The 24,211-nt window shown below is 60.8% G+C and carries 23 protein-coding genes and 1 tRNA gene; 13 read left to right on the top strand and 11 right to left on the bottom strand.

The window, feature by feature from the left end; all coding sequences use genetic code 11:
* Nucleotides 1-129: 129 nt before the first annotated feature.
* From IB238_RS12325 to IB238_RS12315, 3 genes are all read right to left on the bottom strand, one after another.
* Entirely contained in the window at nucleotides 130-1,947 is a 1,818-nt protein-coding gene (locus IB238_RS12325; protein ID WP_192246589.1) for a methyl-accepting chemotaxis protein, read from the bottom strand.
* Nucleotides 1,948-2,227: 280 nt separating this feature from the next.
* Nucleotides 2,228-2,647: a heme-binding protein gene (locus tag IB238_RS12320; RefSeq protein ID WP_192246587.1), complete on the bottom strand. Its 420-nt coding sequence runs from the start codon at nucleotides 2,645-2,647 to the stop codon at nucleotides 2,228-2,230.
* 131 nt (nucleotides 2,648-2,778) lie between these two features.
* The gene (locus IB238_RS12315; protein WP_192246585.1) at nucleotides 2,779-3,666 is read right to left on the bottom strand and encodes a DMT family transporter; all 888 of its coding nucleotides are present in this window, start codon (nucleotides 3,664-3,666) and stop codon (nucleotides 2,779-2,781) included.
* A gap of 194 nt (nucleotides 3,667-3,860) precedes the next feature.
* On the opposite strand from IB238_RS12315, the gene IB238_RS12310 reads away from it, so the two are divergent.
* Together IB238_RS12310 and IB238_RS12305 are read left to right on the top strand one after the other, a co-directional pair.
* Nucleotides 3,861-5,165 (top strand): adenylosuccinate synthase, encoded by a 1,305-nt coding sequence (locus tag IB238_RS12310; protein ID WP_192246583.1) that lies wholly within the window; start codon nucleotides 3,861-3,863, stop codon nucleotides 5,163-5,165.
* A gap of 69 nt (nucleotides 5,166-5,234) precedes the next feature.
* Nucleotides 5,235-7,445 (top strand): hypothetical protein, encoded by a 2,211-nt coding sequence (locus IB238_RS12305; protein WP_192246581.1) that lies wholly within the window; start codon nucleotides 5,235-5,237, stop codon nucleotides 7,443-7,445.
* Nucleotides 7,446-7,518: 73 nt separating this feature from the next.
* Here IB238_RS12305 and rpoH read toward each other — a convergent pair whose 3' ends face one another.
* Together rpoH and IB238_RS12295 are read right to left on the bottom strand one after the other, a co-directional pair.
* Nucleotides 7,519-8,424: an RNA polymerase sigma factor RpoH gene (gene rpoH, locus IB238_RS12300; protein ID WP_192246579.1), complete on the bottom strand. Its 906-nt coding sequence runs from the start codon at nucleotides 8,422-8,424 to the stop codon at nucleotides 7,519-7,521.
* A gap of 269 nt (nucleotides 8,425-8,693) precedes the next feature.
* Nucleotides 8,694-9,722: an RluA family pseudouridine synthase gene (locus IB238_RS12295; RefSeq protein WP_192246577.1), complete on the bottom strand. Its 1,029-nt coding sequence runs from the start codon at nucleotides 9,720-9,722 to the stop codon at nucleotides 8,694-8,696.
* Nucleotides 9,723-9,759: 37 nt separating this feature from the next.
* Between IB238_RS12295 and IB238_RS12290 the strand changes: the two genes are divergently transcribed.
* Nucleotides 9,760-10,146, top strand: a complete 387-nt coding sequence (locus IB238_RS12290; protein ID WP_192246575.1) for a hypothetical protein — start codon at nucleotides 9,760-9,762, stop codon at nucleotides 10,144-10,146.
* 36 nt (nucleotides 10,147-10,182) lie between these two features.
* Nucleotides 10,183-10,983 carry an RNA methyltransferase gene (locus IB238_RS12285; RefSeq protein WP_192247734.1) on the top strand — a complete coding sequence of 267 codons (801 nt, stop codon included), beginning with the start codon at nucleotides 10,183-10,185 and terminating at the stop codon, nucleotides 10,981-10,983.
* A 24-nt stretch (nucleotides 10,984-11,007) separates the two neighbouring features.
* On the opposite strand, the gene IB238_RS12280 is transcribed toward IB238_RS12285, so the two are convergent.
* Together IB238_RS12280 and IB238_RS12275 are read right to left on the bottom strand one after the other, a co-directional pair.
* Entirely contained in the window at nucleotides 11,008-12,171 is a 1,164-nt protein-coding gene (locus tag IB238_RS12280; RefSeq protein WP_192246573.1) for a hypothetical protein, read from the bottom strand.
* 122 nt (nucleotides 12,172-12,293) lie between these two features.
* Nucleotides 12,294-12,872: an EipA family protein gene (locus tag IB238_RS12275; RefSeq protein WP_192246571.1), complete on the bottom strand. Its 579-nt coding sequence runs from the start codon at nucleotides 12,870-12,872 to the stop codon at nucleotides 12,294-12,296.
* Nucleotides 12,873-13,087: 215 nt separating this feature from the next.
* On the opposite strand from IB238_RS12275, the gene IB238_RS12270 reads away from it, so the two are divergent.
* The gene (locus IB238_RS12270; protein WP_192246570.1) at nucleotides 13,088-13,735 is read left to right on the top strand and encodes a histidine phosphotransferase family protein; all 648 of its coding nucleotides are present in this window, start codon (nucleotides 13,088-13,090) and stop codon (nucleotides 13,733-13,735) included.
* A 94-nt stretch (nucleotides 13,736-13,829) separates the two neighbouring features.
* Nucleotides 13,830-14,192 carry a response regulator gene (locus tag IB238_RS12265; protein WP_192246569.1) on the top strand — a complete coding sequence of 121 codons (363 nt, stop codon included), beginning with the start codon at nucleotides 13,830-13,832 and terminating at the stop codon, nucleotides 14,190-14,192.
* A gap of 158 nt (nucleotides 14,193-14,350) precedes the next feature.
* Here the strand turns inward: IB238_RS12265 and ctrA are convergent, their stop codons facing one another.
* Entirely contained in the window at nucleotides 14,351-15,049 is a 699-nt protein-coding gene (ctrA, locus tag IB238_RS12260; RefSeq protein ID WP_097137390.1) for a cell cycle two-component system response regulator CtrA, read from the bottom strand.
* Nucleotides 15,050-15,563: 514 nt separating this feature from the next.
* On the opposite strand from ctrA, the gene IB238_RS12255 reads away from it, so the two are divergent.
* Together IB238_RS12255 and IB238_RS12250 are read left to right on the top strand one after the other, a co-directional pair.
* Nucleotides 15,564-15,914 carry a flagellar export protein FliJ gene (locus tag IB238_RS12255; RefSeq protein ID WP_192246568.1) on the top strand — a complete coding sequence of 117 codons (351 nt, stop codon included), beginning with the start codon at nucleotides 15,564-15,566 and terminating at the stop codon, nucleotides 15,912-15,914.
* A 325-nt stretch (nucleotides 15,915-16,239) separates the two neighbouring features.
* A complete protein-coding gene (locus IB238_RS12250) occupies nucleotides 16,240-17,286 on the top strand; it encodes a UDP-glucuronic acid decarboxylase family protein (RefSeq protein WP_192246567.1) in 1,047 nt (348 codons plus the stop codon).
* Nucleotide 17,287: 1 nt separating this feature from the next.
* On the opposite strand, the gene IB238_RS12245 is transcribed toward IB238_RS12250, so the two are convergent.
* Nucleotides 17,288-17,569, bottom strand: a complete 282-nt coding sequence (locus IB238_RS12245; RefSeq protein WP_192246566.1) for a GNAT family N-acetyltransferase — start codon at nucleotides 17,567-17,569, stop codon at nucleotides 17,288-17,290.
* 99 nt (nucleotides 17,570-17,668) lie between these two features.
* Between IB238_RS12245 and IB238_RS12240 the strand changes: the two genes are divergently transcribed.
* Nucleotides 17,669-18,148, top strand: coding sequence for a paraquat-inducible protein A (locus IB238_RS12240; RefSeq protein ID WP_192246565.1), 480 nt, complete (start codon nucleotides 17,669-17,671; stop codon nucleotides 18,146-18,148).
* 39 nt (nucleotides 18,149-18,187) lie between these two features.
* Here the strand turns inward: IB238_RS12240 and IB238_RS12235 are convergent, their stop codons facing one another.
* Entirely contained in the window at nucleotides 18,188-18,463 is a 276-nt protein-coding gene (locus IB238_RS12235; RefSeq protein ID WP_007769470.1) for a DUF1153 domain-containing protein, read from the bottom strand.
* 288 nt (nucleotides 18,464-18,751) lie between these two features.
* Between IB238_RS12235 and IB238_RS24970 the strand changes: the two genes are divergently transcribed.
* The 3 genes from IB238_RS24970 to IB238_RS12220 all read left to right on the top strand — a co-directional run bounded on the left by IB238_RS24970 (nucleotide 18,752) and on the right by IB238_RS12220 (nucleotide 21,231).
* Nucleotides 18,752-19,495 carry a LuxR family transcriptional regulator gene (locus IB238_RS24970; RefSeq protein ID WP_192246564.1) on the top strand — a complete coding sequence of 248 codons (744 nt, stop codon included), beginning with the start codon at nucleotides 18,752-18,754 and terminating at the stop codon, nucleotides 19,493-19,495.
* Nucleotides 19,496-19,813: 318 nt separating this feature from the next.
* Nucleotides 19,814-21,019, top strand: coding sequence for a tRNA 2-thiouridine(34) synthase MnmA (mnmA, locus tag IB238_RS12225; protein WP_192246563.1), 1,206 nt, complete (start codon nucleotides 19,814-19,816; stop codon nucleotides 21,017-21,019).
* A gap of 135 nt (nucleotides 21,020-21,154) precedes the next feature.
* A tRNA-Met gene (locus IB238_RS12220) sits at nucleotides 21,155-21,231 on the top strand.
* Nucleotides 21,232-21,724: 493 nt separating this feature from the next.
* Here IB238_RS12220 and IB238_RS12215 read toward each other — a convergent pair.
* On the bottom strand, nucleotides 21,725-23,179 hold the full coding sequence (locus tag IB238_RS12215) for a PLP-dependent aminotransferase family protein (protein ID WP_192246561.1): 1,455 nt from the start codon (nucleotides 23,177-23,179) through the stop codon (nucleotides 21,725-21,727).
* A gap of 50 nt (nucleotides 23,180-23,229) precedes the next feature.
* On the opposite strand from IB238_RS12215, the gene IB238_RS12210 reads away from it, so the two are divergent.
* Nucleotides 23,230-24,180 carry a DMT family transporter gene (locus tag IB238_RS12210; protein WP_192246560.1) on the top strand — a complete coding sequence of 317 codons (951 nt, stop codon included), beginning with the start codon at nucleotides 23,230-23,232 and terminating at the stop codon, nucleotides 24,178-24,180.
* Nucleotides 24,181-24,211 lie beyond the last annotated feature (31 nt).

Raw genomic sequence — 24,211 nt, 5'->3', positions numbered from 1 at the left:
GCTTTGTTTGGCAGAATGGCGCAACATCGCGGGAAATGGAACTGGCGGCCATCGAGGCGCATTGGCGCATCAAAAGCAAAGCCCGCCCGGCGGTGCCGGACGGGCTCGTTTGCGAGGTGCGGATCTACTTTAAGCGGCGCGACGGACGGCATAGCTCTGCTGTTGACCGTTTTCCAGCTGGAACTGGGCAATGCGGGTCGCGAGTTGGGCACTCTCGCCGGCAAGCGTCTGACTGGCTGCGGAGGTTTCCTCCACCATCGCCGCGTTCTGCTGGGTCATCTGGTCCATCTGGTTGATGGCGGTGTTGATCTCGCGAAGGCCGACGGACTGTTCCTGGGCGGCAGTCGCAATTGCGACGATGCGATCATTGATCTCGTTGACGCGGCGCTCGATATCGGACAGTGCGGTGCCGGTCGCTTCCACAAGATCGACGCCTGCGGAGACCTCGGTGGTGGAGGTGTTGATCAAAGCCTTGATCTCCTTTGCGGCGTTGGCCGAGCGCTGGGCGAGTTCGCGCACTTCCTGTGCAACGACGGCGAACCCCTTGCCCGCATCGCCGGCGCGCGCCGCCTCGACGCCCGCATTGAGCGCCAGCAGGTTCGTCTGGAAGGCGATGTCGTCGATCACGCCGATGATCTCGCCGATCTTGGAGGACGAACTCTCGATCCGGCCCATGGCGTCGATTGCATTGCGGACGACCTCGCTCGAGGCGGATGCGCCCTTGCGGGCCTCAGCGACCATTCGCTTGGCTTCCTCGGCGCGGACCGTCGAGTTCTGCACCGCGGACGTGATCTCGTCGAGGGCAGCGGCGGTTTCTTCCAGCGAGGCGGCTTGCTGCTCGGTGCGCTGCGACAATTGGCTGCCGGCCTTGTTGATTTCGGCAGCGCTGCTGTTGACGACGCTGGTGGAGTCGGCAATAGCGGTGATCGTCGACTTCAGGGCATCTACTGCGCCATTGAAGTCGCGGCGGAGCTTTTCGTATTCGGGCCCAAGATCGCCGACGTGGAAGGTCAGATCGCCACTGGCGAGCTTTTCAAGGGCTGTGCCGATCTGGCCGACGACATGAGCCTGGCTGCGGGATACGGCGGCCTGATGCTCGGCAGAGGCAGTGCGCTCGTCATCGATAACCTGCTGCTGCTGGCGCTGGCTGATTTCGAGCTGGTTGCGTTCGATGACGGAGTTGCGCAGCATCACCAGCGCTTCGGCCATGTCGCCGATTTCATCCTTGCGTCCGGTGTCCGGTACCTCGGAGCGGGTCTCGTTCTTGGAAACCTCGAGCATCACATCCTTCAGCCGGTTGATCGGCAGGCTGATCGAGCGGCCGATGGCAAGAGCCGCCGCCAGTGTTGCCAGTCCGGCCAGCACGGTGATGGTGACGGTGACGATCAGAGTCGATTGTGCCTGCGCTGCCAAGTCGTCTGCATAGACGCCCGTGCCCACACCCCAGCCCCAAGGCTTGAAACCCTGAATGTAGGAGAACTTTTCGACCGGTTCGGACTGGCCGGGCTTGTCCCAGTAGTAGTCGACAAAGCCGCGGCCGGGGTTCTGGGCGAGCTGGATCAGTTCGGTGTTGAAGGCCTTGCCGTTATAGTCCTTCAGACCCGTAATGTCGGTTCCTACCAGAGCCTTGTTCAGCGGGTGGCCGACCATGATGCCGTCGAAGCTATTGATAAAGAAATAGCCGCCTTCGCCGAAGCGCATGGCCATGACGTTGGCGATGGCATATTTCTGGGCTTCCTCGCGCGTGAGTTCGCCCCTTTTTTCCTGTTCTTCGTAGCCGGCGATGACGGAGATCGCCATCGCGGTCACGTTCTGCAGCATGGCGCGGCGCTCTTCGGAGATTTCCTCATTGGCGTCCATCGTCTTGTAGGTCATCGCCGCGGCCATGAAGAAGAGCGCCAAGGCGGTCAGCAGGTAGATGCGTGTCGATATCTTGAGGTTTTTCAAGTTTCAGCCCTCGCGGAAAGCAGCGTGTGCATTCCCGAAGGCCGCATCTGGCTTTCGGGGTGGCATTGCGCGCAAAATCAAGATTTTTAGAGCTGCCTTCGCACGTCTACATCGACGCATAGCACTCCAAGGAACAGTGCGTAATGACCAGCAAAAGTCTAAGTTTTGCTTAAACGCAAACTCCCTAATTTGCGGATTAGCAAGAAGAAGCCCGTTAGCAATGCGGTCGTGCGCCGCCTGGGGCTCCCCGGCGACGGTCAGTCGACGGGGAGTTTGAAGATCAGACGGGGTCGGCGCCAACGGCGCTGAGGGCCGCGCGGGCGACCTCGAAATCCTGGTCGCCGGTGCCTGATCCGACGCCGATTGCGCCCGCGAGTTTGCCGCTAAAGCGAATCGGCAGTCCGCCGGGGAGGTGGGTGACGCCGCCCTGCGACGCGATACCGGCGGCGACGCCGAACTCGACTGGCATAGCGCCGGTGGGGTTGTTGATGGAGGCGGCGGTGCGGGCCTTGGACCGGGCGGTGTGCATGCTCAGATACTTCGCGCCGTCCATCCTGATGCTGGCGATTGTCTCGCCGCTGGCGTCGACCAGGAAGATGCATTGCGGCACAGCGATCTTCTCGGCGTGGCTCACGGCCGCCGACAGCATCGCCATCGCACCCTTGTGGCTGAGCGCAATCGTTTCGCGGTAGTTCGTCATGGGAGGTCTCCTTTGTCCGCCGCGTAGTCTAGCGCGCGAGGGACCATGACGGCATGCCGCAGATCGGGGAATGAGTTTTGCTGCAGCGGCAAAGGTCGGATGTCAGAGGTCACCACCGATCGCAAGCGTCGTCAGTTCTGCTTCGGCCGACCCCATTCCGCGATGGCAATGCCGCCGAGCACGAGGAACATCGCCACGAGATGGAACATCTGCATGGTCTCGCCGATGAGCAGGACGGAAAGAAGCGTGCCGAAGACGGGGATCGCGTTGATGAACAGGCCGGCGCGGTTCGGGCCGATCATTTCGACGCCGCGCACCCACAGAACTTGCGACATCAGCGAGGGAAAGATCGCGGCATAGAGAACGATGATCCAGCCTGTCGTATCAGGCACGATCATCTGCCCGATGCTGGCCTCCCACCACAGCAATGGTAGCGAGCTGACCAGCGCGCCGAACACGGGGGCGGCGATGAAGCTCTGCCAGTGCATCACCGGTTTCCAGCGCAGCGATACGGTGTAGGCGGCGTAGACGATGCAGGCAAACATCATGAGCATGTCGCCAAAATTGAACTCCAGCTCCATCAGGGAGGTCAAGTCGCCGTGCGCTGCAGTCACCAGCACGCCGATCAGCGTGACGGAGAAGCCGACGATCTGGGCGGGTAAGGCGGGTATGCGAAAGAGGACGAAATTGAAGACGAAGATGAGCATGGGTATGCCCGCCTGCTCGATCACGGCATTGATGGCGCTCGTATGTTTCAGCGCCGAGTAGAGAAGGGCGTTGAACAGTGTGAAGCCGAATGCGCCATAGAGTAAAAGCTGAAGCCAGTGCGCCTTGATTTTCTGCCAGTCGCGCCTGACCTGCGGCATCATGAACGCAAGAATGACGCAAAGAGCGATTAACCAGCGGAGTGTCGTCAGCATCATGGGACTGACATGGCCGACCGCGAGCTTGCCGGCGACGGAATTGGCGCCCCAGAAGAGCGCGGTTACGCAGAGATAGAGATAGGCTTTGCTGGTCAAGGCGTTTTCCGAGGAGCTCGTCGCAGTTGTGGATGGTAAGGCGGGCGCAGAGATAGGTCCTATTTGCCGATTCCGCCACGCAAAAAGCAGGTTGCATCCGCATAACAGGGTCGCTTTCGGAAAAACTACACAGTATAGATGCGCGGGTTTGTAAAGTGCGTGCGAGCAAGCGCGCAAGAAGCAGGAAAGACGAAATGACCAATGTCGTGGTGATCGGGTCCCAATGGGGCGATGAAGGCAAGGGCAAGATTGTCGATTGGCTCTCGGAGCGCGCCGATATCGTCGTGCGTTTCCAGGGCGGTCACAATGCCGGCCATACCCTGGTCATTGACGGGACCAGCTACAAGCTTTCGCTGCTGCCTTCGGGCGTCGTGCGCCCCGGCAAGATGGCCGTGATCGGCAACGGCGTCGTCATCGATCCGCATGCCCTTTGCGCCGAAATCGACAAGCTGGCCGGCCAGGGCGTCACGATTACGCCCGACAACCTGCGCATTGCTGACAACGCGACGCTGATCCTCTCGCTGCACCGCGAACTCGACGGCATCCGTGAGGACGCGGCCGCCAACAGCAACGGCGGCATCAAGATTGGCACGACGCGTCGCGGTATCGGCCCGGCCTATGAGGACAAGGTTGGCCGCCGCGCGATCCGCGTTATGGATCTCGCCGATCTCGAAACGCTTTCGGCCAAGGTCGAGCGACTGCTGACGCACCACAACGCTCTTCGCCGCGGTCTCGGCGAGCAGGAGATCAGCCACGAGACGATCATGCAGGAACTGACCTCGGTCGCCGATCGCGTGCTGCCCTTCCGCGACACCGTCTGGCTGATGCTGGACAAGGAGCGCCGCAGCGGCGCGCGTATTCTGTTCGAAGGCGCACAGGGCTCGCTCCTTGATATCGACCACGGCACCTATCCCTATGTCACCTCCTCCAACACGGTTGCAGGACAGGCCGCTGCCGGCTCTGGCATGGGGCCGGGCGCGCTCGGCTATATCCTCGGCATCACCAAGGCCTACACGACCCGTGTCGGCGAAGGTCCGTTCCCGACCGAGTTGACCGACGAGATCGGTCAGTTCCTCGGCGAGAAGGGGCGCGAATTCGGCACTGTCACCGGCCGCAAGCGCCGCTGCGGCTGGTTCGACGCGGCACTCGTGCGCCAGTCGGTCGCCACCAACGGCATCACCGGCATCGCGCTCACCAAGCTCGATGTGCTCGACGGCCTGGACGAACTGAAAATCTGCGTCGGTTACACGCTTGATGGCCAGGAGATCGACCATCTGCCGGCGAGCCAGGGCCAGCAGGCACGCGTCGTACCGAAGTACATCACGCTGGAGGGCTGGAAGGAATCGACCGTCGGCGCTCGCAAATGGGCCGACCTCCCGGCACAGGCGATCAAGTATGTCCGCCAGGTCGAAGAACTGATCGGGGCGCCGGTAGCGTTGCTTTCGACCAGCCCCGAGCGCGAAGACACCATACTTGTGACCGATCCCTTCGAGGACTAAGATTTGATTTGACACCTGTTCCGGACTGGATTCGCACAACGAAAGGCCGGAGATCACGAGAAAGTTCTTATGGCGGATTTTGTAGCAGTCATTCGTAGGGCCGTTGATGGCCTCACGGACAATTCTCCGGATATGCGGGTCAAGGTCTATGACAAGGCTCGCGGCGCCGTGCGTCGGCAACTCGAGGCGATGAACCCGCGTCCGTCGGACGAACTGGTGCAGCGTCAGCTCGACAAGCTCGAAAACGCCATCTCCGAAGTCGAGGGCGAGCATGCCGAGGCGCTGCCGGCAGAGAAAGTTTCCGTCGAGGAAAGCGCTCCGGCCGTGGTCAAGACGCCCCCGGTTCCCGAACCGGTTCAGGTACTCGAACCGCCACCGGAGCATGTTACTGCATCCGAGGTTCCCGAAAGGGAGGTGATGCAGGAGCCCACGGCTGTTCCAGAGCCGGTTCAGGACGTCATCGAGTCCGCGCCGGTGGCGTCTGAGCCGACAGAGCCCGAGCCAGAGGTGCAGCAGCATTGGACACCGGAGGCGGCGGAACTGCCTCCTGCTGTTGCTCCCGCGCATGACGAAACGGCCCATCCGGACGCGGCGGCTGCTGCCGATCACGACCAGGGGCCGTCTTACATTGGCCTGGAGCCAGTCGAGGATCCTGCCAACGATCACACGGCCTTTGCCGAGCAGGCTACCGCATCCCACTACGGTGAGCCTGCCGCGGCCCACGATGTTCACGCTATTGAGAGTGTGACCCCGCCCGAAGCTGCCGCTGAGGCGCCGGCGACGGCGAAGGCGATGCCGTGGGAATGGAGCGACGAACCGGCGGACGCCGAGCCGGACGAAGTGACAGCCCATGAGGTGATCGCCCGAGAAGAGCAAACGCGGGATGTCGCGCCGCATGAGGTTGCCGCGGAGACCGCACCGGAATGGAGCTGGCCTGAGGAGGCAACGACCGGCGCGCCGGCGCCAGAGCAGAAGAAGGCAAAGGACAACGCCTGGAGCGATCTCGAGGACCTGATCGGGTACCAGCCGAGTTCGAATGCTGCTGCGACACCGGCGGCATCGGCTGATGCACTAGGGGCCGCCGGCGCGACCGAGACGGCAGTGCGTAACGGACAGCGGCCGTTCCGGGCCGAGCCGCGCAAGCGCAAAATCAGCTTTGCCAAGATCGGCGCAACGGTAGCGGCACTCGCCGTCATCGGCGGCGCGGGAGCTGCCTATTGGCTCAACCGCGATACCGTCGACGGGATGATCGCCGATCTTGTCGCTCCCGCAGCAACCCCTGCCGGTGATACGGGCGGCACGAACGGCGATGCCGGTGCAGTTGCTACGGGCAACGGTCAAGGCGAGGCGGCGGGGACGCGGGTTGCTTCGGCCGAGAGCGGCAAGACAAAGTTCACGCAGCGCCTGCTTCCCGACGGTACGGAGTCAGACGATGGCCCGGCTGTCGTGGCGGGCGATGCCACGGCGGAGGAAGGGAAGTCCGTGGCAGAGCAGACGACCGAGGTAGCGTCTGCCGAAACGATCGGCACGGCAACCGGTATTCCGGCTGCGGGCGGAACTGCAACGGCGACTGACGGCGCTGCGAATGTCGGAACGCCCGTCACGGGCGCAACAACCGAAGCTGCGGCCGGCCAGGCTACGGCTGGTGCTGCGGCTGGGGTGGCGCCAACCGGAACGGCGCAGACTACGACTACCGCCGAACAGCCGCCGGTCGGCGTTTCGCAGAAGATGTTCCTTTATGAAGAGCGGCTCGGCCAGTCCGCGCCGACGGCAATCGATGGGACCGTGGTCTGGTCGAAGGCTGAGGAGTCGCCCGGCGGCGATGCCAAGCCGGAGCCTGTGATCCGTGCGCAAGTCAACGCTCCCTCGAACGGCTTGACGGCACAGCTGACCATCCGGCGCAATGCCGACAAGTCTCTTCCGGCGAGCCACCTCGTCGAGATCGTCTTTGCGCTGCCGCCGAATTTCGAGGGCGGTAACATCGACAGCGTCCAGCGCGTGGCCATGAAGCAGACGGAGCAGGATCGCGGTGATCCTCTGATCGCGGTTCCCGCCAAGATCACCGAGGATTTCCACATGATCGCGCTGAACGATTTCCCGGATGCGATCACACGCAATGCGGAGCTCCTGAAGAGCCGCGACTGGATCGATATCCCGATCACCTACCGCAACGGCCGGCGCGCCCTGATCACGCTGGAGAAGGGGACGACGGGGGCGGAGGTGTTCAACTCTGTGATGAGCGCGTGGGCGACTCTGGCACCAACAGCAAACAGCCAGTGATGGTATGCGACAGAAACAGAAAAGCCCGGACCTGCGCCGGGCTTTTTCGTTTTTCGTTATCGAGGAGAGACGCCTAAGCATCCTCAATCGTGCGGACGGACTTGGCTTGTTCGACGGCAAGCTTCTGAACGGCTTCCTGCACCTTCTCAAAGGCACGGACCTCGATCTGGCGCACACGCTCGCGGCTGATGTCGAACTCGGTTGACAGTTCCTCGAGGGTGACCGGATCCTCGGCGAGGCGGCGGGCCTCGAAGATGCGGCGCTCGCGCTCGTTGAGAACGCCCATGGCGCGCGCCAGCATGGCGCGGCGGGTCTCCAGTTCGTCCTGCTCGATCAGCGTCTCTTCCTGGCTGTCACGGTCATCCACAAGCCAGTCCTGCCACTGTCCGGAGTCACCTTCGCTGGCCTTGATCGGCGCGTTCAGCGAGGCGTCGCCGGAGAGGCGGCGGTTCATCGACACGACTTCCTCTTCGGAAACCTGCAACTTGGTGGCGATTTCCGCCACCTGGTCGGGCCGCAGGTCGCCGTCGTCGATCGCCTGGATCTTGCCCTTCATCCGGCGCAAGTTGAAGAAGAGCCGTTTCTGGTTGGCAGTCGTTCCCATCTTCACCAACGACCAGGAGCGCAGGATGTATTCCTGGATCGATGCCTTGATCCACCACATGGCATAGGTGGCCAGGCGGAAACCGCGCTCGGGATCGAATTTCTTCACCGCCTGCATCAGGCCGACATTGCCTTCGGAGATGACTTCGCCGATCGGCAGGCCATAGCCGCGATAGCCCATGGCAATCTTCGCCACGAGGCGCAGATGGCTCGTCACCAGCTGATGGGCGGCGTTGCGATCGTCATGTTCCTGGTAACGCTTGGCGAGCATGTATTCCTGCTGCGGCTCAAGCATCGGAAATTTGCGGATTTCGTCGAGATAGCGGTTAAGACCGCCTTCGCCGGCCGTGACGGACGGCAATGTGTTGCGGGCCATCGAGCACCCCTTTCCTTGGTACGGCTTCCTCTCTAGGCAAGCCTTGAGCGGAGCCTGATCCGGACCGGATCCCCGTTCGTGATCATGCTCCGGGGCGGGACTTGGCGACCCCGCCAGAGTGTAAGATAGGTGTGGCGAAACAATGGTTCAAGCACCGGTCGTTTCACGAAGCGGTGAAAACCGGAATGATTGTGCGGCTTGTGCGGTCAACACAATATTTCGTGCTGACGGACCGGAATTTCAAGGGCAGCGCTGTCGGCGTGCCAGCCTCAGCCCATCGTTCGCAGCGCCTCCAGCAGCGTCTCCAGGTCCGCTGGCGCAGGGGCCTCGAAGCGCATGACTTCGCCTGTCGTCGGATGCTCGAATTGCAGCATGAAGGCGTGCAGCGCCTGGCGGTGAAACCCGTTCACCACCGCGCGTGCCTGCTCGGGCAACAGGTTCGCCTTGGTCTTGAAGGCGGCGCCGTATTCGGGGTCGCCAATCAGCGGATGGCCGATATGGGCCATGTGGACACGGATCTGGTGCGTGCGGCCGGTTTCCAGCTCGCACTCGACCAGCGAGGCGAGGCAGGTCGCGTCCGGCTTTTCGCCATAGCGTTCGACCACCTCGTAATGGGTGATAGCCTCGCGCGCATCATCGCTTTCCTCGCGCTTCACCGCGCGCTTTGTACGGTCGCCGGCGCGGCCAAGCGGCGCGTCGATCGTGCCGCGTAGCTGCTTCGGGCGGCCCCAGACGACAGCCTGGTAGGCGCGCTCCAGCGGGCCGCTGCGACCGTGGTCGGCGAACTGCTCCGAGAGATGGCGGTGGGCTGTGTCGTTCTTGGCGGCGACCATGACGCCGCTCGTTTCCTTGTCGAGCCGATGCACGATGCCAGGCCGGCGCACGCCGCCGATGCCGGACAGGCTGGTGCCGCAGTGGTGGATCAGGGCGTTGACGAGCGTCCCGGTCCAGTTGCCGGCGCCCGGATGCACGACAAGACCCGCGGGCTTGACGACGACGATCAGGTCGTCGTCCTCGTAGAGTACTTCCAGCGGAATGTCCTCACCCTTCGGCTGGGGATCCTCCGGCTCGGGCAAACCGATCTCGACGACGTCCTTGGGGTGCACCTTGCGCTTGGGCTCGGTCGCGGCGGCACCGTTGACCAGGACGGCGCCCTGTTCGATCAGCGCCTTGATCCGGCTGCGCGAGAATTCGCCGCCGAGCGCTTCTGCGAGCCAGGCGTCGATGCGCCCTGCGGCATCCTCGCCGGCCGTCAGGACTTTCCTTGTGTCGTCGGCTTGTTTAAAGGGGTCGCTCATTCAAAGATTGTCCTGCCTGTCGGAGACGCTACCGCTCATGTCGAATATCGAGATCGATGAACAAGAAGAAAAGCCGCTCGATCCGGCCATGGAGAACGTCCGTCGCAAGATGGTTCGCCTGCAGCTCGTTTCGGGCGGCATCATGCTCGTCATGTTCATGGCGGTGCTCGCGGCCATTGTCTACAAGGTGACGCGGACGGATGGCAAGCCCGAAAGCGGCGTTTCCGCTGGTCTGGAAGTGCCGAGCGACGGGCCGCTGACGGGCGCGGTCGCATTGCCGGATGGCTTCACCGTCTCGTCGGTTTCCCAGTCGGACGGACAGATCCTGTTCTATGGCGCATTCGCCGATGGCGCCCGCAAGGCGATCCTGTTCGACATCGCGGCCGGCCGGATCGTGGCCGACATCGACGTGACCGGCAGGTAATGCATCGTGGCGGGCGAACCGATCCGCATTCCCGACATGGACGATCCACGGATCGCGGTCTTCCGCGCGATCCGCGAGCGTGACCTGGTCGGGCGGGAAGGGCGGTTCGTCGCCGAAGGCACCGTTGTGCTGCGCATGTTGGCTGCTGCCCATGCCAAGCAAGGCGACTTTCGGGCGGAAGCAATCTTGCTGCTTGAGAACAGGCTTGGCGGGGTCGCAGAAATTCTGGCGGCTTTTCCGCCGGAGGTTCCCGTCTATGTGGCAGACCGCTCCGTCTTCAATGCGATCGCCGGTTTCGACATGCATCGGGGCGTTCTTGCGATAGGGCGGCGAGTGGGCACGTCAGATCCGACCGCGCTGATCGCCTCGCTTCCCCCGGAAAGCCTGGTGCTCGCCGCTTGCGGCATCTCCAATCATGACAATATGGGGTCGCTCTTTCGCAATGCCGCCGCGTTTGGGGCGGACGCGGTGCTGCTCGACGAAACCTGCTGCGATCCGTTGTATCGAAAGGCGATCCGCGTTTCCGTTGGCGCCGCCTTGAGCGTTCCATTCGCCCGCGGCGGCGGCGCGCAATCTCTGCTGGGAAGCCTTGCTGACGCCGGCTTTGCAATCTGGGCGCTGTCGCCTCGGGGGGAGGCATCGATTGCGGAGATCGCGGCTTCGCCTCGACTGGCGCTGGTCGCCGGGACGGAAGGCGAGGGCCTTCCTGAAGCCATCCTGTCGCGCTTCCACACGGCCCGCATTCCACAAAGGCCAGGCCTCGACAGCCTGAACGTTGCCACCGCAAGCGGGATTGCACTCTATCAGATGGCGCTTCTCAGCGGTCGCGTGCGATAGGCTTCGGTGCCGCGAGGCTGCGCGCTACTCTTGTGGCGGCAGCATGTCCTTGGTGCGTTTCGCCAGGCTGAGCCGGTTGGGATCGACGGATGGGCCGCTCTGATCCAGCAGACTGCGAATCGGCGAAGCGGTTCCGTCGCGGGCATCCGTCAAAACGATCATCTTTGCTGCGATGTCGGCGATCTCTTCGCGCAACGCTGCGTCCCCTTCTGGCGACGGAGGCTGGGCCAGGTGCTGCGCAATGGCGGCACTACGATCGCGCACGTCCGCCTCAAGTGAAGGGATGTCCATGCCGTTCGTCCCGTTTGCTGGTGTTGTTCCGTTGGTGAATTCGATGAGCGGTGTGGCAGGGGGGGCGGCAAGCAGGGGTTTCATCTCCTGGGTACGGGCGATCCGAGCCGGTCCCTTTGCATCGGCCACGATACCCCTCAATTTGTCGCGCAGACGGGTAATTTCGGCGTCGCGGCGCCCAATCGCTGTATCTTTGCCGGCGCTGTGGCTGACCTCGCGTGCGAGCTTTGCTTCAAGCTGGCGGGATCGGCCTTCCTCGCGCGAAAGCTTGACGCCGGCTTCCTTTAGGCTTGCCTGGGCCGCCCGCAACCCCTCGAGCAGCTTTTCCCGCTCATGACGCAGCGTTTTTATGCGGCTGTTGAGGTTCTCCAACTCTGTCTCACGCGCTGCGCCGACGATCATGCTGTCGTTCAAGTCGGTCTGGACGAGGTCGCGATTGGCATTCAGAATTTCGATGTCGCGCTTCTTGTGCAGGATCTCGCGTTCGGCCGAGTCCAACTGAGACTTGAGCTGTGCAAACTTCTGGTCCTCGTAGCGCAGGGCCGAACGCAGGTCGCCGGCATCGACGTTCATTTCCTCGATCTGCGCCTTGAGGTCGGCATTTTCGGCGGCAAGCCGGCTTGCGTCACGCTTCGATGCTTCAATCCGGACCGAAAGATGGGTGCTCTTTTCGCGCTCGCGCACCAGCTTCTGCGAAATACGAGCGTTCTCGGCGGCAAAGGCTGCGCGTGCCATATCCGTCTGTGCGCGCACCTCCTGCGGGCTGAGCGGCATGGTCGCTTTCATGCGATTTTCGGTATAGGCGACGATGCGGCGCTGGATAGCCGGCGCCACGAGCAGTCCCGTCAGCGTCGCCGCCAGGAAACCTAAGGCAAAAAGCAGGGCATACTCAATCACGACGACGTTTGTCCTGTTCCCCGGAAGACCCCGTCTGGCACTATAGCGGACGGGTCCCCGTTGCACAGGTCCCCGCGAACAATTTCAGTTACGGTCGTAAACTTCCGCGCACAGTCGCCGAATCAGAATGGGTTCCAGGTGGGGTTACGTGTCAGCTTGAGGTAGCCGGCATTGATTCCGAGGCGGGCACCGATGCCGGTGCGGATCGGTACGATGACCATATTCTGCTCCGTCAGTACCGTCATGCCGACACCGGCGACAACGTAGGCTGAGCCAGAAATGCCCGCATAGCGGGTGTAAAGCGCGTTCACGTCCGGGAGGTTATAGACGAGCATCATGGTGCGGCTGCCCTGGCCGCCCCAGTCGAGGCCGAGGGACGGGCCCTGCCAGAACACGGAATGGCTTCCGGCGTTCTTCGTGTTCATCTCACCTTCGCCATAGGTGAGCCCTGCGACGAAGGCGCCCGATCCCTCCTGGCCGAGGATATAGCCGTTCGGCAGACCGTAGGATTCGAACGCACGCTCGACCACTTTGGCGAGCCCGCCGGTGGTGGATCCAAAGAAGCCATGGCCGGCGTCGACGATTTCCTGAACGGTGTATTGCGACCCGCTGGTGCTCTGGGCGTGTGAAGCGGCCGGTGCAGCAAAGGCCCCGATCGCGGCGAGCAGGGCCGCCCTTCTGGTCAAATACAAAGCACCCATGTCTCTACCCCTGTCGTGGTTCGGACGTTGTCATGCCTGGCAATTTGACCGGATCGTGTTAACAATCGGTTTACCAAATGTGGTGTCTTTATGGCTGACTTCTAATTGAACCTGCTCGACGCAATTTTCGCGTGTTAAGTGTCGGTTGATGAAATTCGCCCGCCCGACGGTTGCAAACCGCGCCGCTGTCGGATGCGGGCTTGTTGGAGAATATGATGGCGAAGAATCCGAACCTCACCCTGAGCGGTCCCGACCTCGCAGCCCTTCTGTGCAGCCGCGTCTGCCACGACGTCATTTCCCCGGTCGGCGCGATCAACAACGGGCTGGAACTGCTCGATGAGGGTGGAGCGGACGAGGATGCCATGGATCTCATCCGCACCAGCGCGTTGAACGCCTCGGTCCGCTTGAAGTTCGCCCGGCTCGCCTTCGGCGCCTCGGGCTCCGTCGGTGCCTCGATCGACACGGGCGAGGCGGAAAAGGCGGCGCGCGACTTCGCTGCAGCCGAGAAGAAGACCGAAGTCAGCTGGAGTGGCCCGCGGGCGATCGTCGCCAAGAACCGAGTGAAGCTCCTGCTCAACCTGTTCCTCGTCGCCTACGGTGCGATTCCGCGTGGCGGCTCGATCGACATTACGCTCGATCGGCCCGATCTCGATGCCGAATTCCGGCTGACAGTGAAAGGGCGCATGTTGCGGGTGCCGCCGAAGTTCGTGGAAATGCTCTCCGGACAACTCGAAGAGGCAGTCGACGCCCATACGATCCAACCGTACTATACGGTGCTCTTGGCCGAGGAAGCCGGCATGGAACTGGAGGTCGTTCCGACTGCCGAGGAGATCACCTTCATTGCCAAGGTGCCTGCCGCCTGAAGTCGATGTGACGTCGGTAACCATTTGTTTGCCAGGGATGGCTACACTTGCTTCATAATTGGCCGCTCATGTGAGCGTGGAATTGGAGCAGGCTATGCGGCGCATCATGATTGCTGACGGGTCCGACGTTGTTCGCAAGGTCGGAAAGCGCATTCTATCGGGTCTCGATTATCTCGTGCTCGAAGCGTCGAATTCGCTTGAGGCTCTTGTCCGCTGCGAAACGGAACTGCCGAACGTGATTATCGTAGACTCTACGATGGATGGCGCTCTGGAACTGATCAGTAACATCCGGATGCTGCCGAAAGGCGACACCGTGCGTATCTTCTACTGTGTGGTCGAGGCCGACCTGAAGAAGATGATGATGGGCAAACGCGCCGGCGCGGACGACTTCCTGCTGAAGCCGTTCGATCGCAAGATCCTCACCACGGTCTTCGCCAATCTCTCGATCGCAGCCTGACGGGAAAACAGGATAAAGAAAACGCGGTCGCCCAGTCCGGGCGGCCGCGTTTTCGTTTGTGAAGTTTGTGTGGTTGCTGAGACCGGGTGAGTCAGAGTCGGATAACAAAAAACCCGCCGGCGAGGGCGGGTTTTGCAACATGAGCGACTCGGGACAGGTCAGGCGGATTCGAGATAATCGCCGTCCGGCTCGCGCAGCACGTAGCCGCGGCCCCAGACCGTTTCGATGTAGTTCGCGCCGCCGGCTGCGTTTGCGAGCTTCTTGCGCAGCTTGCAGATGAAGACGTCGATGATCTTCAGTTCCGGCTCGTCCATGCCGCCATAAAGGTGGTTGAGGAACATTTCCTTCGTCAGCGTCGTGCCCTTGCGCAGCGAGAGCAGCTCGAGCATCTGGTATTCCTTGCCGGTCAGGTGCACCCGCTGGCCGCCGACTTCGACGGTCTTGGCGTCGAGGTTGACGATGAGCTCGCCCGTGGAGATGACCGACTGCGCGTGGCCCTTCGAGCGGCGAACGATAGCGTGAATGCGGGCAACCAGCTCGTCCTTGTGGAAGGGCTTGGTCATGTAGTCGTCTGCGCCGAAACCGAGGCCGCGCACCTTGTCCTCGATGCCGGCCATGCCGGAGAGGATCAGGATCGGCGTTTTGACTTTGGCCAGGCGCAGCGTGCGCAGCACTTCGTAGCCCGACATGTCCGGCAGGTTCAGGTCCAGCAGGATGATGTCGTAGTCATAGAGCTTGCCGAGATCGACACCCTCTTCACCGAGATCCGTCGTGTAGACATTGAAACTTTCGGATTTGAGCATCAACTCGATGCTCTGCGCCGTCGCGCTGTCGTCTTCGATGAGTAGTACCCGCATTTCTGTCCCCTTTTCCGCCGCTCAAGGTGTCCTGGCCCCTCTACGCGATACGGATCCAGTCGTTGCCTGATTTGGAGGCTGCCACCGAATGGTTAACAAATTCTGATTCACTCTGGCAAGATGGATCGAAGTTGTTAATTAAATTTAGCAGGCCCCTGAATTCATGTAGAAAATTGAGAGCGCACTCTTCACGTTCATTGTGAGGAAATTGCGCTAACCGACTCTTTCGACTCGTGATTACAAGGCGTACGGCATTTTGGCTTTTGCATTTACCGACCCTTAAATCATGCTGCCTATGATTAACGATGCCCGTAAACGAAAGGTTACCAGCGGTAGGGTTTCGTTAAGATCGCTGAAATTTTTTGTTAAGGCCGGCTCGTTCAGCCGGCGCACGGGCAAAATGTCGGCCTGCTTCGATCTGAATATCAGGCGAAGCATGCCTTAAGCTTGTAAGGTTGGCGGCGTGTGCCGCCCGCCAGGTGCCGGGGTTTCGTTATCCACGGGAGTATTGCGTATGAAATCACGTGAGAGCCTTGTTCGCCTGAAGGAATTTCAGGTGAAAGAGAAAAGGCGGCAGTTGAGCCAGTTGCAGATGATGATGTCCGAGTTCGAGCGGATGTCGAAGGAACTGGAAAACCAGATCGCCATCGAGGAGAAGAAATCCGGTATTTCCGATCCGAGCCATTTTGCCTATCCGACGTTCGCCAAGGCTGCCCGTCAGCGGGCGGACAACCTGCTTGTTTCCATTCGCGAATTGAAAGTGCAGCAGGACGCCGCCGAACTGGCGCTGGAGGAGGTGGAAGCCGAGCATGCCAAGGCCGCGGCGCTGGAAGAGCGTGATAACGCGGTGCGCCTTCGCGCCTAAGGCGAAGCGTCGAGCCGGCAATTGCCGGAGGTCTCTTTTTCGAAAGCCCCTCAAGACCCGGCAAAGCCGCGGTCGTGGGGGCTTTTTGTGTTGGAACAAGAACAATCCATGATCCATGACTCGCGACGGGACGTGGACAGATTCTGGCGTCGGGCAACGACCAGCGTTCTTTCTGACGTGCTGGGGTATGCTTGAAAAGATCGCCTCGATGCTTGCAAAAAGTTGGCCTAGTGCCTTATGGGCTCTGCGTCTTAAAACTTATTCATATTTTGTTTTGCGGTCCGAGGGGCCGAATTCTTACAGTTTAATTTATTTGGAGAGCCGAATGCCCGTTCCCGAAGCAGATGACGCGAGGCTCACAGAAATTTCAGCTAAAAAGCTGAATGTCCTTGTTACGGGCGGCGCAGGTTTTGTCGGCTCTCACCTATGTGAATTCCTGATCGGGCGCGGATACTACGTATTCTGTCTGGATACCTTTCAAACCGGCCGTGCCTCAAATCTTTCGACTATCGGGCACAATGGCCGATTGACTGTCGTGCAGCACGACATCAAAGCGGGCATTCCGGACGATCTTCCGGTGTTCTCGGAAATCTACAATCTCGCCTGTCCGGCGTCGCCGGTTCACTATCAAGCTGATCCCGTTTCGACTGCCATGACGAATAGCCAGGGAACTTGGAACGTCTTGTGTCGCGCCGAGCGTGACAACGCCCGGGTTTTTCATGCCTCGACCTCGGAAATCTACGGCGACCCCGAGGTGCATCCCCAATCGGAGGAATATTGGGGCAACGTCAATCCGGTGGGGCCGCGGTCATGTTACGATGAGGGCAAGCGGTTTGCGGAATCGCTTTGCACAGATTTCGGGCGTACGCGCGGCTTAGCGGTCAGGATGGCGAGGATTTTCAATACATATGGGCCGCGCATGCAGGAGGACGATGGCCGAGTCGTCTCCAACTTTATTATCCAGGCTCTCCTCGGACGCCCGCTCACCATCTACGGGGACGGAAGCCAGACGCGCTCATTCTGCTATGTCGATGATCTCATTCGCGGGATCGATCTGCTCATGCATTCCGATGTCGCCGGACCCGTCAATATCGGCAATCCCGCGGAACTCGCGGTAGGAGAACTTGCGCAGCTTGTTCTGGAGATCACCGGATCAAAGTCAACGGTTCTTCATATGCCGCTGCCCGTTGACGATCCGCGGCGCCGCAAGCCGGATATCACAAGGGCCGGCGAAACCTTAGGGTGGCGGCCGCTAACCGAACTGCGCGAGGGCTTGACCAGAACGATCGCGTACTTCGATTCGGAGCTTTCGAAGCAGGCGCGGCCCAGCAGTGGCACGCCTGGTCCCCGTCTGCGCGCGGCCTCGGCATAGGTCAGAGATTGACGACATCGGTCCATTCGGGATGGCGCATCGCTTGTGCGCGAAAGAAGGGGCAGAGCGGCATGATCTTCCAACCGCCGGAACGTGCTTGGTCGACAGCATGGATTGCGAGCGCCTGGCCGACGCCGCGGCCGCGGAGTGCATCGGGAACACCTGTGTGATCGATGATGATCAGCTTCGCTGAAGCCCGGGAATAGGTCATTTCCGCCTCGTGGCCGTCGACTGTGACCGAGTAACGACCGTGCGAACCGTCTTCCGTGCTGCGAATGTCCATCGTCACTTCTCCTTCAGGCTTGGCAGATTTGTTCTAACAGTTCCGGCAAGGATATCACCGGCCGGCAGGTCGAGACGACGTTTGTCCGACGAAAGTGTTATGGATGGGCACCGATTCACCTCGAGGCGCGCAATGGCCCTGATCGTTCCTGCCCTGCTTGTCCTTTCGGCATTGTCGCTCGCATTCGGGATGATCCTGCCGCTGGTCCTGTTCGAAAAACTCTACTTTTTCAGTGAGACGCCGTCGCTGCTCGGCATCATCGCCTCGTTGTGGGTGCAGGGAAACCAGCTGTTGGCCATTGTTGTCGGCCTCTTCTCGATCGTGTTTCCGGTGATTAAGCTCATCGGCGTTGCTTTTGAGGCGACCAGCAAGGGGAACGGCAAGCACGATCGGCTCCTCGCCCGCCTGCTTCCGCTTCTTGCGCGTTGGTCGATGATGGATGTGATGCTTGTCGCGCTGGTGATCGTGGCGGCCAAGACCAGTGGTATGGCGGCTGCCTTCACGCAGCCGGGCCTTTGGTTCTACGCGGCTTCAGCGATGATGACGAGCCTGCTCCAGATGCAGTTGCGGCCGCATTGAGCGGCCGCGAGACATATGACGAAGCGCCCTGACGGCGTATCAGTGCCTGTACTGCTGGATGCGCGTGGTGCGCAGGCCTGCCAGGCCATGATCATTGATGGAAGACTGCCAGGACAGGAATTCCTCTACCGTCAGCGTATAGCGTTCGCACGCTTCCTCCAGGCTGAGCAGGCCACCGCGGACAGCAGCCACGACTTCGGCCTTCCGGCGGATCACCCAGCGCCGCGTATTGGCTGGCGGCAGGTCGGCGATCGTCAATGGGCTGCCATCGGGGCCGATGACATACTTTACCCGGGGTCGTATCAATTCGGTCATAGGACTCTCTACATACACACAAGACCAAGTGGCCCCACTGTAGTTTGCCACATTTAAAAATTAGCTAAGCCAGCCGTAACAATTCGCTAACAATTTGAGCGGCTTCCGCGGATCATATCTTTCTTTGATGCAGTCACTGTCCAGGTTGCAGTACTTTCTCGTCTGTTATCAAGAATTGCATGGGAGCCATGAGAAATAACTATTTCCACGGCAGACGTGCTTCTGATAGGACGCGCGCAGGTCGCAAGTCGCAAGTTGTGTCGTCGCTCCGGCCATTGGATTTGGATGATGAGAGATACTGACAACGCAGCGACGCAGCATGGTCGATTGCCAGAGTTCCTGAGCGGCACGGCGCTGGCGCGTGTACAGACGGATTACGAGGTGCTGCAGCTGATGCGGCGCTGCGCCAACCATTTCGGCCTCAGCTATTTCCTCGTGGCGCGTTTTCCTGAAGCTGAAAAGCAAAGCTTCTCCGAGCGGCTGCTCGTCAGCAACTGGCCCGCGGAGTTGGTGCGGGCTTATGACGAACTCGGCGTGTTTCACGCCAGCCGGCTTGTGGCGGACGTAGCGGCGACGAAACGTCCTGTCCATGGCGACCAGGATCTGCTGGCGCCGAAGGCGAAAGGACCGGACAGCGGCGTTGCCGAACTTGCCGTACGACACGACCTGACAAGATCGATCGCGTTTCTGCTGCACTCGACCTCGGGAGAGCCTTTCATTGTGGTCTTTTCCGGTAAGCAGGCGCCCCACGAGCTGGACGACGTGGCGGCGCTGTATTTTGGTGCAGTGCAATTGTTCGAATGCCTGGAGCAGACTTTTGCCTCTGGCCCGGCCTCGCGCGAGAAGCTGTCGAGCCGCGAGATCGAATGCCTGCGCTGGGCCGCCGCCGGAAAGAGCAGCGACGAGATCGCCATCATCCTCGGTATCTCGGCCTATACGGTCAGCAGCTATTTCAAGACCGCGACCAAGAAACTGGGTGCTGTGAATCGGATGCAGGCGATCGCCTCGGCGATGCGGTTGAAGCTGATCTGACGGAATACGGCGGCTCGCCGACGGGAACATGCGCCAGGCGGCATCGCGCTGCCCTATTCACTCAGCTTCGAAAGGGTGGATAGCCTTGCCGATTCGGCCTCACTTGCTCCGGAACCGACAAGTTTCTATATGTCGGCCGACGGGCGCCCTGAAGGCGCCGGACAGAAGCATGCGATTGCTGCCGCGAAGGTCTTGTTGGCCCTGAGGCATGTCGCCCGAAAGTGCGCCGCGGTTTTGAACACGATATGCCAAAGCGCAAAGACTTTTAGCTTGTCGCGTGATTCCATTTCGCGCAGCACGCTTTGGAAGAGCCAACGGATGGAAGCCGTGAACAGTCTCGATTTCGACAGGAAGCCAGAAAATACGCGCGTTGTCGTCGCCATGTCGGGCGGTGTGGACTCATCCGTCGTCGCCGGGCTTTTGAAGCGAGAGGGTTATGACGTTCTCGGCATCACGCTGCAGCTCTACGACCACGGTGCGGCGGTACACCGGGCCGGCTCCTGCTGCGCCGGCCAGGATATCGAGGATGCGCGCCGCGTCTGCGAGATGCTCGGCATTCCCCATTATGTGCTCGATTACGAAAAGCGCTTTCGCGAGACCGTGATCAATCCCTTTGCCGAGAGCTATATCGCCGGCGAGACGCCGATACCGTGTGTGGCCTGCAACCAGACGGTCAAGTTTGCCGATCTTCTGGCGACTGCAAAGGAACTCGGCGCCGACGCGCTTGCGACCGGCCACTATATTCGCTCGCGGCCCAATCCGACGCCGGAGGACCCCGGCCGGCGCGCGCTCTATCGTCCGGTCGATGCCGAGCGCGACCAGAGCTACTTCCTGTTTGCCACCACCCAGGAGCAGATCGACTATCTGCGTTTTCCGCTCGGACACCTGTCCAAGGCCGAGACGCGGGCGCTTGCCGAGAAAATGGGGCTCGTCGTCGCTAAGAAGGCCGACAGCCAGGACATCTGCTTTGTGCCACAGGGCAAATACACCGATATCGTTTCGAAGCTGAAGCCGAATGCTGCGCTTGCCGGCGACATCGTGCACATCGATGGCCGCGTGCTTGGCCAGCACGAGGGCATCCTCCACTACACGATCGGCCAGCGCCGCGGCATCGGTATTGCCACCGGCGAGCCGCTCTATGTGGTTTACCTCGATGCGCGCTCACGCCGGGTCATCGTCGGGCCGAAAGAGGCGCTGGAGACACGCCGGCTCTATCTGCGCGATGTCAACTGGCTCGGGGACGGCGATCTTGAGGCCACTGCAGGCGCCGGCTTTTCTTGTTATGCCAAGGTGCGCTCGACGCGACCGCCGCGCCCGGCGATGCTGCATGCCGACGAGGGGGGACTCTATGTCGAACTTGCCGAGGGCGAGGCGGGCGTAGCGCCCGGCCAGGCCTGCGCGCTCTATTCGGGCGAGGGCGAGGACGCGCGCGTCTTCGGCGGCGGCTTCATCGCCCGTTCCGAGCGCGAAGCGGCCGCCGAAGCGGCCCTGAAGCGCATTCTCGCAAGCCCGGCCGCGGCCTGAGGAAGCGAATTCACAAGCCTTTGCCCGGGCGCGCATTTTTTGCCGGAAACGGCGCTTGACACCTTGGGGAAGGGCACCTTATAAGCCGCCCGTCCCGAACGGAAAACAAAGCAAACGTTTCCCGTTTCGCCCGGCGGCGGAGTAGCTCAGTAGGTTAGAGCAGAGGAATCATAATCCTTGTGTCGGGGGTTCGAATCCCTCCTCCGCTACCATGCGTCGCCCCATGCGTCTTTATGGGGGCGCCCGGCTTGGTCCTCCTGTACTGTGATAGCTTATTGCACGGCCCGCGGACGTGACGTCAATAGCGCGAACCGCCTGTGTTGTCTGAACTTCCGCGACCCATGTCGTTGCCGCCTTGGTGGTCGCGCTGACTATAGGTATCCATTCGAGCAGACTGACACCCGGACAGTACCAACGATGATACGACCAAGAAGAGTAAGAACCGCCTGAACATGGTTCCCTCCGCACACGCATACTTCGGAAAAGACTCTCCTTCCATATGCCATCGGTGGCAAGTCTGCAGCGTATTTCGATGCTTCTCAGTTTCGCCAATGAGGAATACGGATCAGACATGGCGCAGGGCATTTTCGTATTCGTGGCAAACGCCATCGGCGGAGGATGGGAATGTTCCTGCCTTCGATGATGAGAGGAAGCCGACTAGATTACCGCCCCTCGGGTGGCAAGGGCGTAGCTGCCTGCCATGCCTTACACCATAAAATTGCCACCTGACGGAGAATCGCCGGACAATGCAGCCTGCACAAGACGAAGCCCGGCAACAACGCGTTCGTCTGAGTTTTCGTGGCTTAGGCAGATCCTCATCGCTGCCAGTTCTCGTGATGCAATCGCAAAGGTATCGGCTGGCTGAATAAGTACGCCGGCCCGGCTGAGGGTCTGCAGGACGTCTGCTCCCGAACACTGATCGGGAAGCGTGAGCCACAGATGAAAGCCGCACGGATCGCTCTTGAACGAATGCCCAAGCAGCACTTCCTTTGCCATCGCTTGCCGCCTGGCGGCGTGCAGGCGCTGACCTTCGTTCAGTCGGAGAGCAGTCCCGTCTTCTATCCAGCGGCTTGCGATTTCTGCCATCAGTGGTGGTGGCATCCAGGAGGACAGGCTGATAACCGAGCGGATAGTGGGTGTTAATGTTGGGGGAGCGTGGACATAACCAACACGAAGACCTGGCGCGACCGACTTCGAAACGCTTGTCACGAATACCGTTCGCTCCGGTGCGTACATGGCCAGTGGTGCCGGGCGCTGCATTGGAAGCAGGCCGAATACGTCATCTTCGACAATCGTCAGGTCATGCGTCTGAGCTATGGTCGCGATTCGTCGCCGTCGTTCCTCGCTCATTGTCGCCGCCGTCGGGGTTTGTAGCGTCGGCGTGCAGTAAAGAACGCGCGCTGCCGTGGCCTTGCAGGCACATTCCAAGGCATCGGGCAGCAGCCCTTCTTCATCAATGCTTACCGGGCGTATGCGCGCGCCAAGATGCCTGGCGATTGCTTTGACAGGCGGGTAGACGAGTTCCTCGGTCAAAAGCGTGTCGCCGGACCGAAGCAAGGCCAACAATGAGGCGAAGATGCCTTGCTGCGCTCCGTTCGCCAGCAGTGTGGCCTCCGCCGTTGCGCGCAGTCCGAAATTTTCCATCCACATTGCCCCAGCGCCCTGGTGGCGAAGGCGCGTTCGCACATCCTGATGGTCGAGATAGGACGCCATGTCCTGGGTTCCGGCAATCGTTCTCAGCGTGTCTGCCAGAAGCGCACCAGTCTCTCCTGCAAATGGAAGATTTAGTGAGAAATCTATCGGCCCGTTGCTTTGCGATCGGATGAGACCGTCGGCTTGTCCAGCGCTCTCAGTTTTCGTCTGTATTCGGATGAATGTTCCGCGCCCAACCTCGCCATCCACATAGCCGCGTCTGCGCGCTTCATTGTAGGCGCGCATGACCGTGTTCGGAGAAAGGCCGAGGTCGAATGCGAGGTTGCGTTGCGGCGGCAACTTGTCACCCGGTTTCAGCACCCCGGCATTTATATCGTCAGCGATCGCATCGACGAGCGCCTTCGCGCGCGTTCCCGGTCGACCGTCTAGCACCGGTTTCCATATTGCCATGCAGGCAATGTTCTCATTGCATCGATAAATTGGCAAGCGTATCAAGGCAATATGCATTGATATCTGGCATGGCGGCGCACTGCCACGCGACACAGGAAATCTTGAACATGGCCAGCAATCTCGGCGGCCGGCATCATGTCGGCATCGCGCTCGCATTTGTTTGTCTGCTTCTATTGGGCGTGATGCCGGTCATCTCGAACGGCCGTCCCCCCGGATCGGGGGCGTTGGTTTTCGCTCTCTGGCTCTCGATCTGGCAGCTTCTGTTTTCGCTGCCACTATTGATCCGCGAGTGGCGCGGCGGTGAGCGCGGACTCATGAGCGCAACATTGTCGCGCGCCAGGAGGAACCGGATCCTTTGGATCACATTGTTTACGGGGGCGCTTTTCGGCATTTCCACCTGGGCCTATGTATTGGCGTTCGAAAAGGTGGGCGCAACGAACGCCGCTCTCGCGCTTCAGGCTTATCCGCTCTGTGCGGCGACATTGGAAGCGGTGTTTCTCGGGCGTCGAAAGGGCCTGGCCGAGGTCGGATTCACCGGTCTGCTCCTGATTGCACTCTACTATCTGTCGACCGACGGCACCTGGCGACCGGCAGGGCTTTCACCTTGGTTCGGCGTTGCATTCGCCGTGCCGGCGATCTGGAGCATTGCCCACGTTATCCTGCGGGAAACCTTGGTCTCGACGCCGATCACTCCCAATCAGGTTACTACATCGCGTCTGATTGTATCGACATTTGTCCTTGCCGTGCTCGCGCTCACATTTGAAGAGCCAGGCGAAGTCTGGCGCACCGGTCTATCACCCGTTTTTCAGGCTTTTGCCCTGTTGATGGGGCTGGCCTACTACCTTGAACTCGCCATCTGGTTCAACGCCATGAAGCATATCGACGTTTCTGTGGCCAGCACAATCACAGTTCCAGCCCCGGCCATCACGATGATCTTCGCTGCGTTGTTTCTGGGAGATGCGATACAGGGAACGCAGATTGCTGCCTTCGGCATGATCGTCATCGGGTTGTTCGGGCTGCTGCGTTATGCCAGGCCGGCACTGCAGCAGCCACCGTGAGATCTGCCATTTGCAGAGCCCCGCACAGTTG

This window comes from Rhizobium sp. ARZ01 (assembly GCF_014851675.1).
Lineage (GTDB): Bacteria > Pseudomonadota > Alphaproteobacteria > Rhizobiales > Rhizobiaceae > Mycoplana.
The sequence above is the reverse complement of the archived record's forward strand: the minus strand, read 5'-3'. Positions and strand labels throughout refer to the sequence as shown.

Excerpts from the sequence above, each read along its gene's own strand:
- IB238_RS12320 (WP_192246587.1), bottom strand. The coding sequence starts at position 2,647 with ATGACGAACTACCGCGAAACGATTGCGCTCAGCCACAAGGGTGCGATG.
- IB238_RS12310 (WP_192246583.1), top strand. The coding sequence starts at position 3,861 with ATGACCAATGTCGTGGTGATCGGGTCCCAATGGGGCGATGAAGGCAAG.
- IB238_RS12305 (WP_192246581.1), top strand. The coding sequence starts at position 5,235 with ATGGCGGATTTTGTAGCAGTCATTCGTAGGGCCGTTGATGGCCTCACG.
- rpoH (WP_192246579.1), bottom strand. The coding sequence starts at position 8,424 with ATGGCCCGCAACACATTGCCGTCCGTCACGGCCGGCGAAGGCGGTCTT.
- IB238_RS12295 (WP_192246577.1), bottom strand. The coding sequence starts at position 9,722 with ATGAGCGACCCCTTTAAACAAGCCGACGACACAAGGAAAGTCCTGACG.
- IB238_RS12290 (WP_192246575.1), top strand. The coding sequence starts at position 9,760 with ATGTCGAATATCGAGATCGATGAACAAGAAGAAAAGCCGCTCGATCCG.
- IB238_RS12285 (WP_192247734.1), top strand. The coding sequence starts at position 10,183 with ATGGACGATCCACGGATCGCGGTCTTCCGCGCGATCCGCGAGCGTGAC.
- IB238_RS12275 (WP_192246571.1), bottom strand. The coding sequence starts at position 12,872 with ATGGGTGCTTTGTATTTGACCAGAAGGGCGGCCCTGCTCGCCGCGATC.
- IB238_RS12270 (WP_192246570.1), top strand. The coding sequence starts at position 13,088 with ATGGCGAAGAATCCGAACCTCACCCTGAGCGGTCCCGACCTCGCAGCC.
- IB238_RS12265 (WP_192246569.1), top strand. The coding sequence starts at position 13,830 with ATGCGGCGCATCATGATTGCTGACGGGTCCGACGTTGTTCGCAAGGTC.
- ctrA (WP_097137390.1), bottom strand. The coding sequence starts at position 15,049 with ATGCGGGTACTACTCATCGAAGACGACAGCGCGACGGCGCAGAGCATC.
- IB238_RS12255 (WP_192246568.1), top strand. The coding sequence starts at position 15,564 with ATGAAATCACGTGAGAGCCTTGTTCGCCTGAAGGAATTTCAGGTGAAA.
- IB238_RS12250 (WP_192246567.1), top strand. The coding sequence starts at position 16,240 with ATGCCCGTTCCCGAAGCAGATGACGCGAGGCTCACAGAAATTTCAGCT.
- IB238_RS12245 (WP_192246566.1), bottom strand. The coding sequence starts at position 17,569 with ATGGACATTCGCAGCACGGAAGACGGTTCGCACGGTCGTTACTCGGTC.
- IB238_RS12240 (WP_192246565.1), top strand. The coding sequence starts at position 17,669 with ATGGATGGGCACCGATTCACCTCGAGGCGCGCAATGGCCCTGATCGTT.
- IB238_RS12235 (WP_007769470.1), bottom strand. The coding sequence starts at position 18,463 with ATGACCGAATTGATACGACCCCGGGTAAAGTATGTCATCGGCCCCGAT.
- IB238_RS24970 (WP_192246564.1), top strand. The coding sequence starts at position 18,752 with ATGAGAGATACTGACAACGCAGCGACGCAGCATGGTCGATTGCCAGAG.
- mnmA (WP_192246563.1), top strand. The coding sequence starts at position 19,814 with ATGGAAGCCGTGAACAGTCTCGATTTCGACAGGAAGCCAGAAAATACG.
- IB238_RS12215 (WP_192246561.1), bottom strand. The coding sequence starts at position 23,179 with ATGCATATTGCCTTGATACGCTTGCCAATTTATCGATGCAATGAGAAC.
- IB238_RS12210 (WP_192246560.1), top strand. The coding sequence starts at position 23,230 with ATGGCCAGCAATCTCGGCGGCCGGCATCATGTCGGCATCGCGCTCGCA.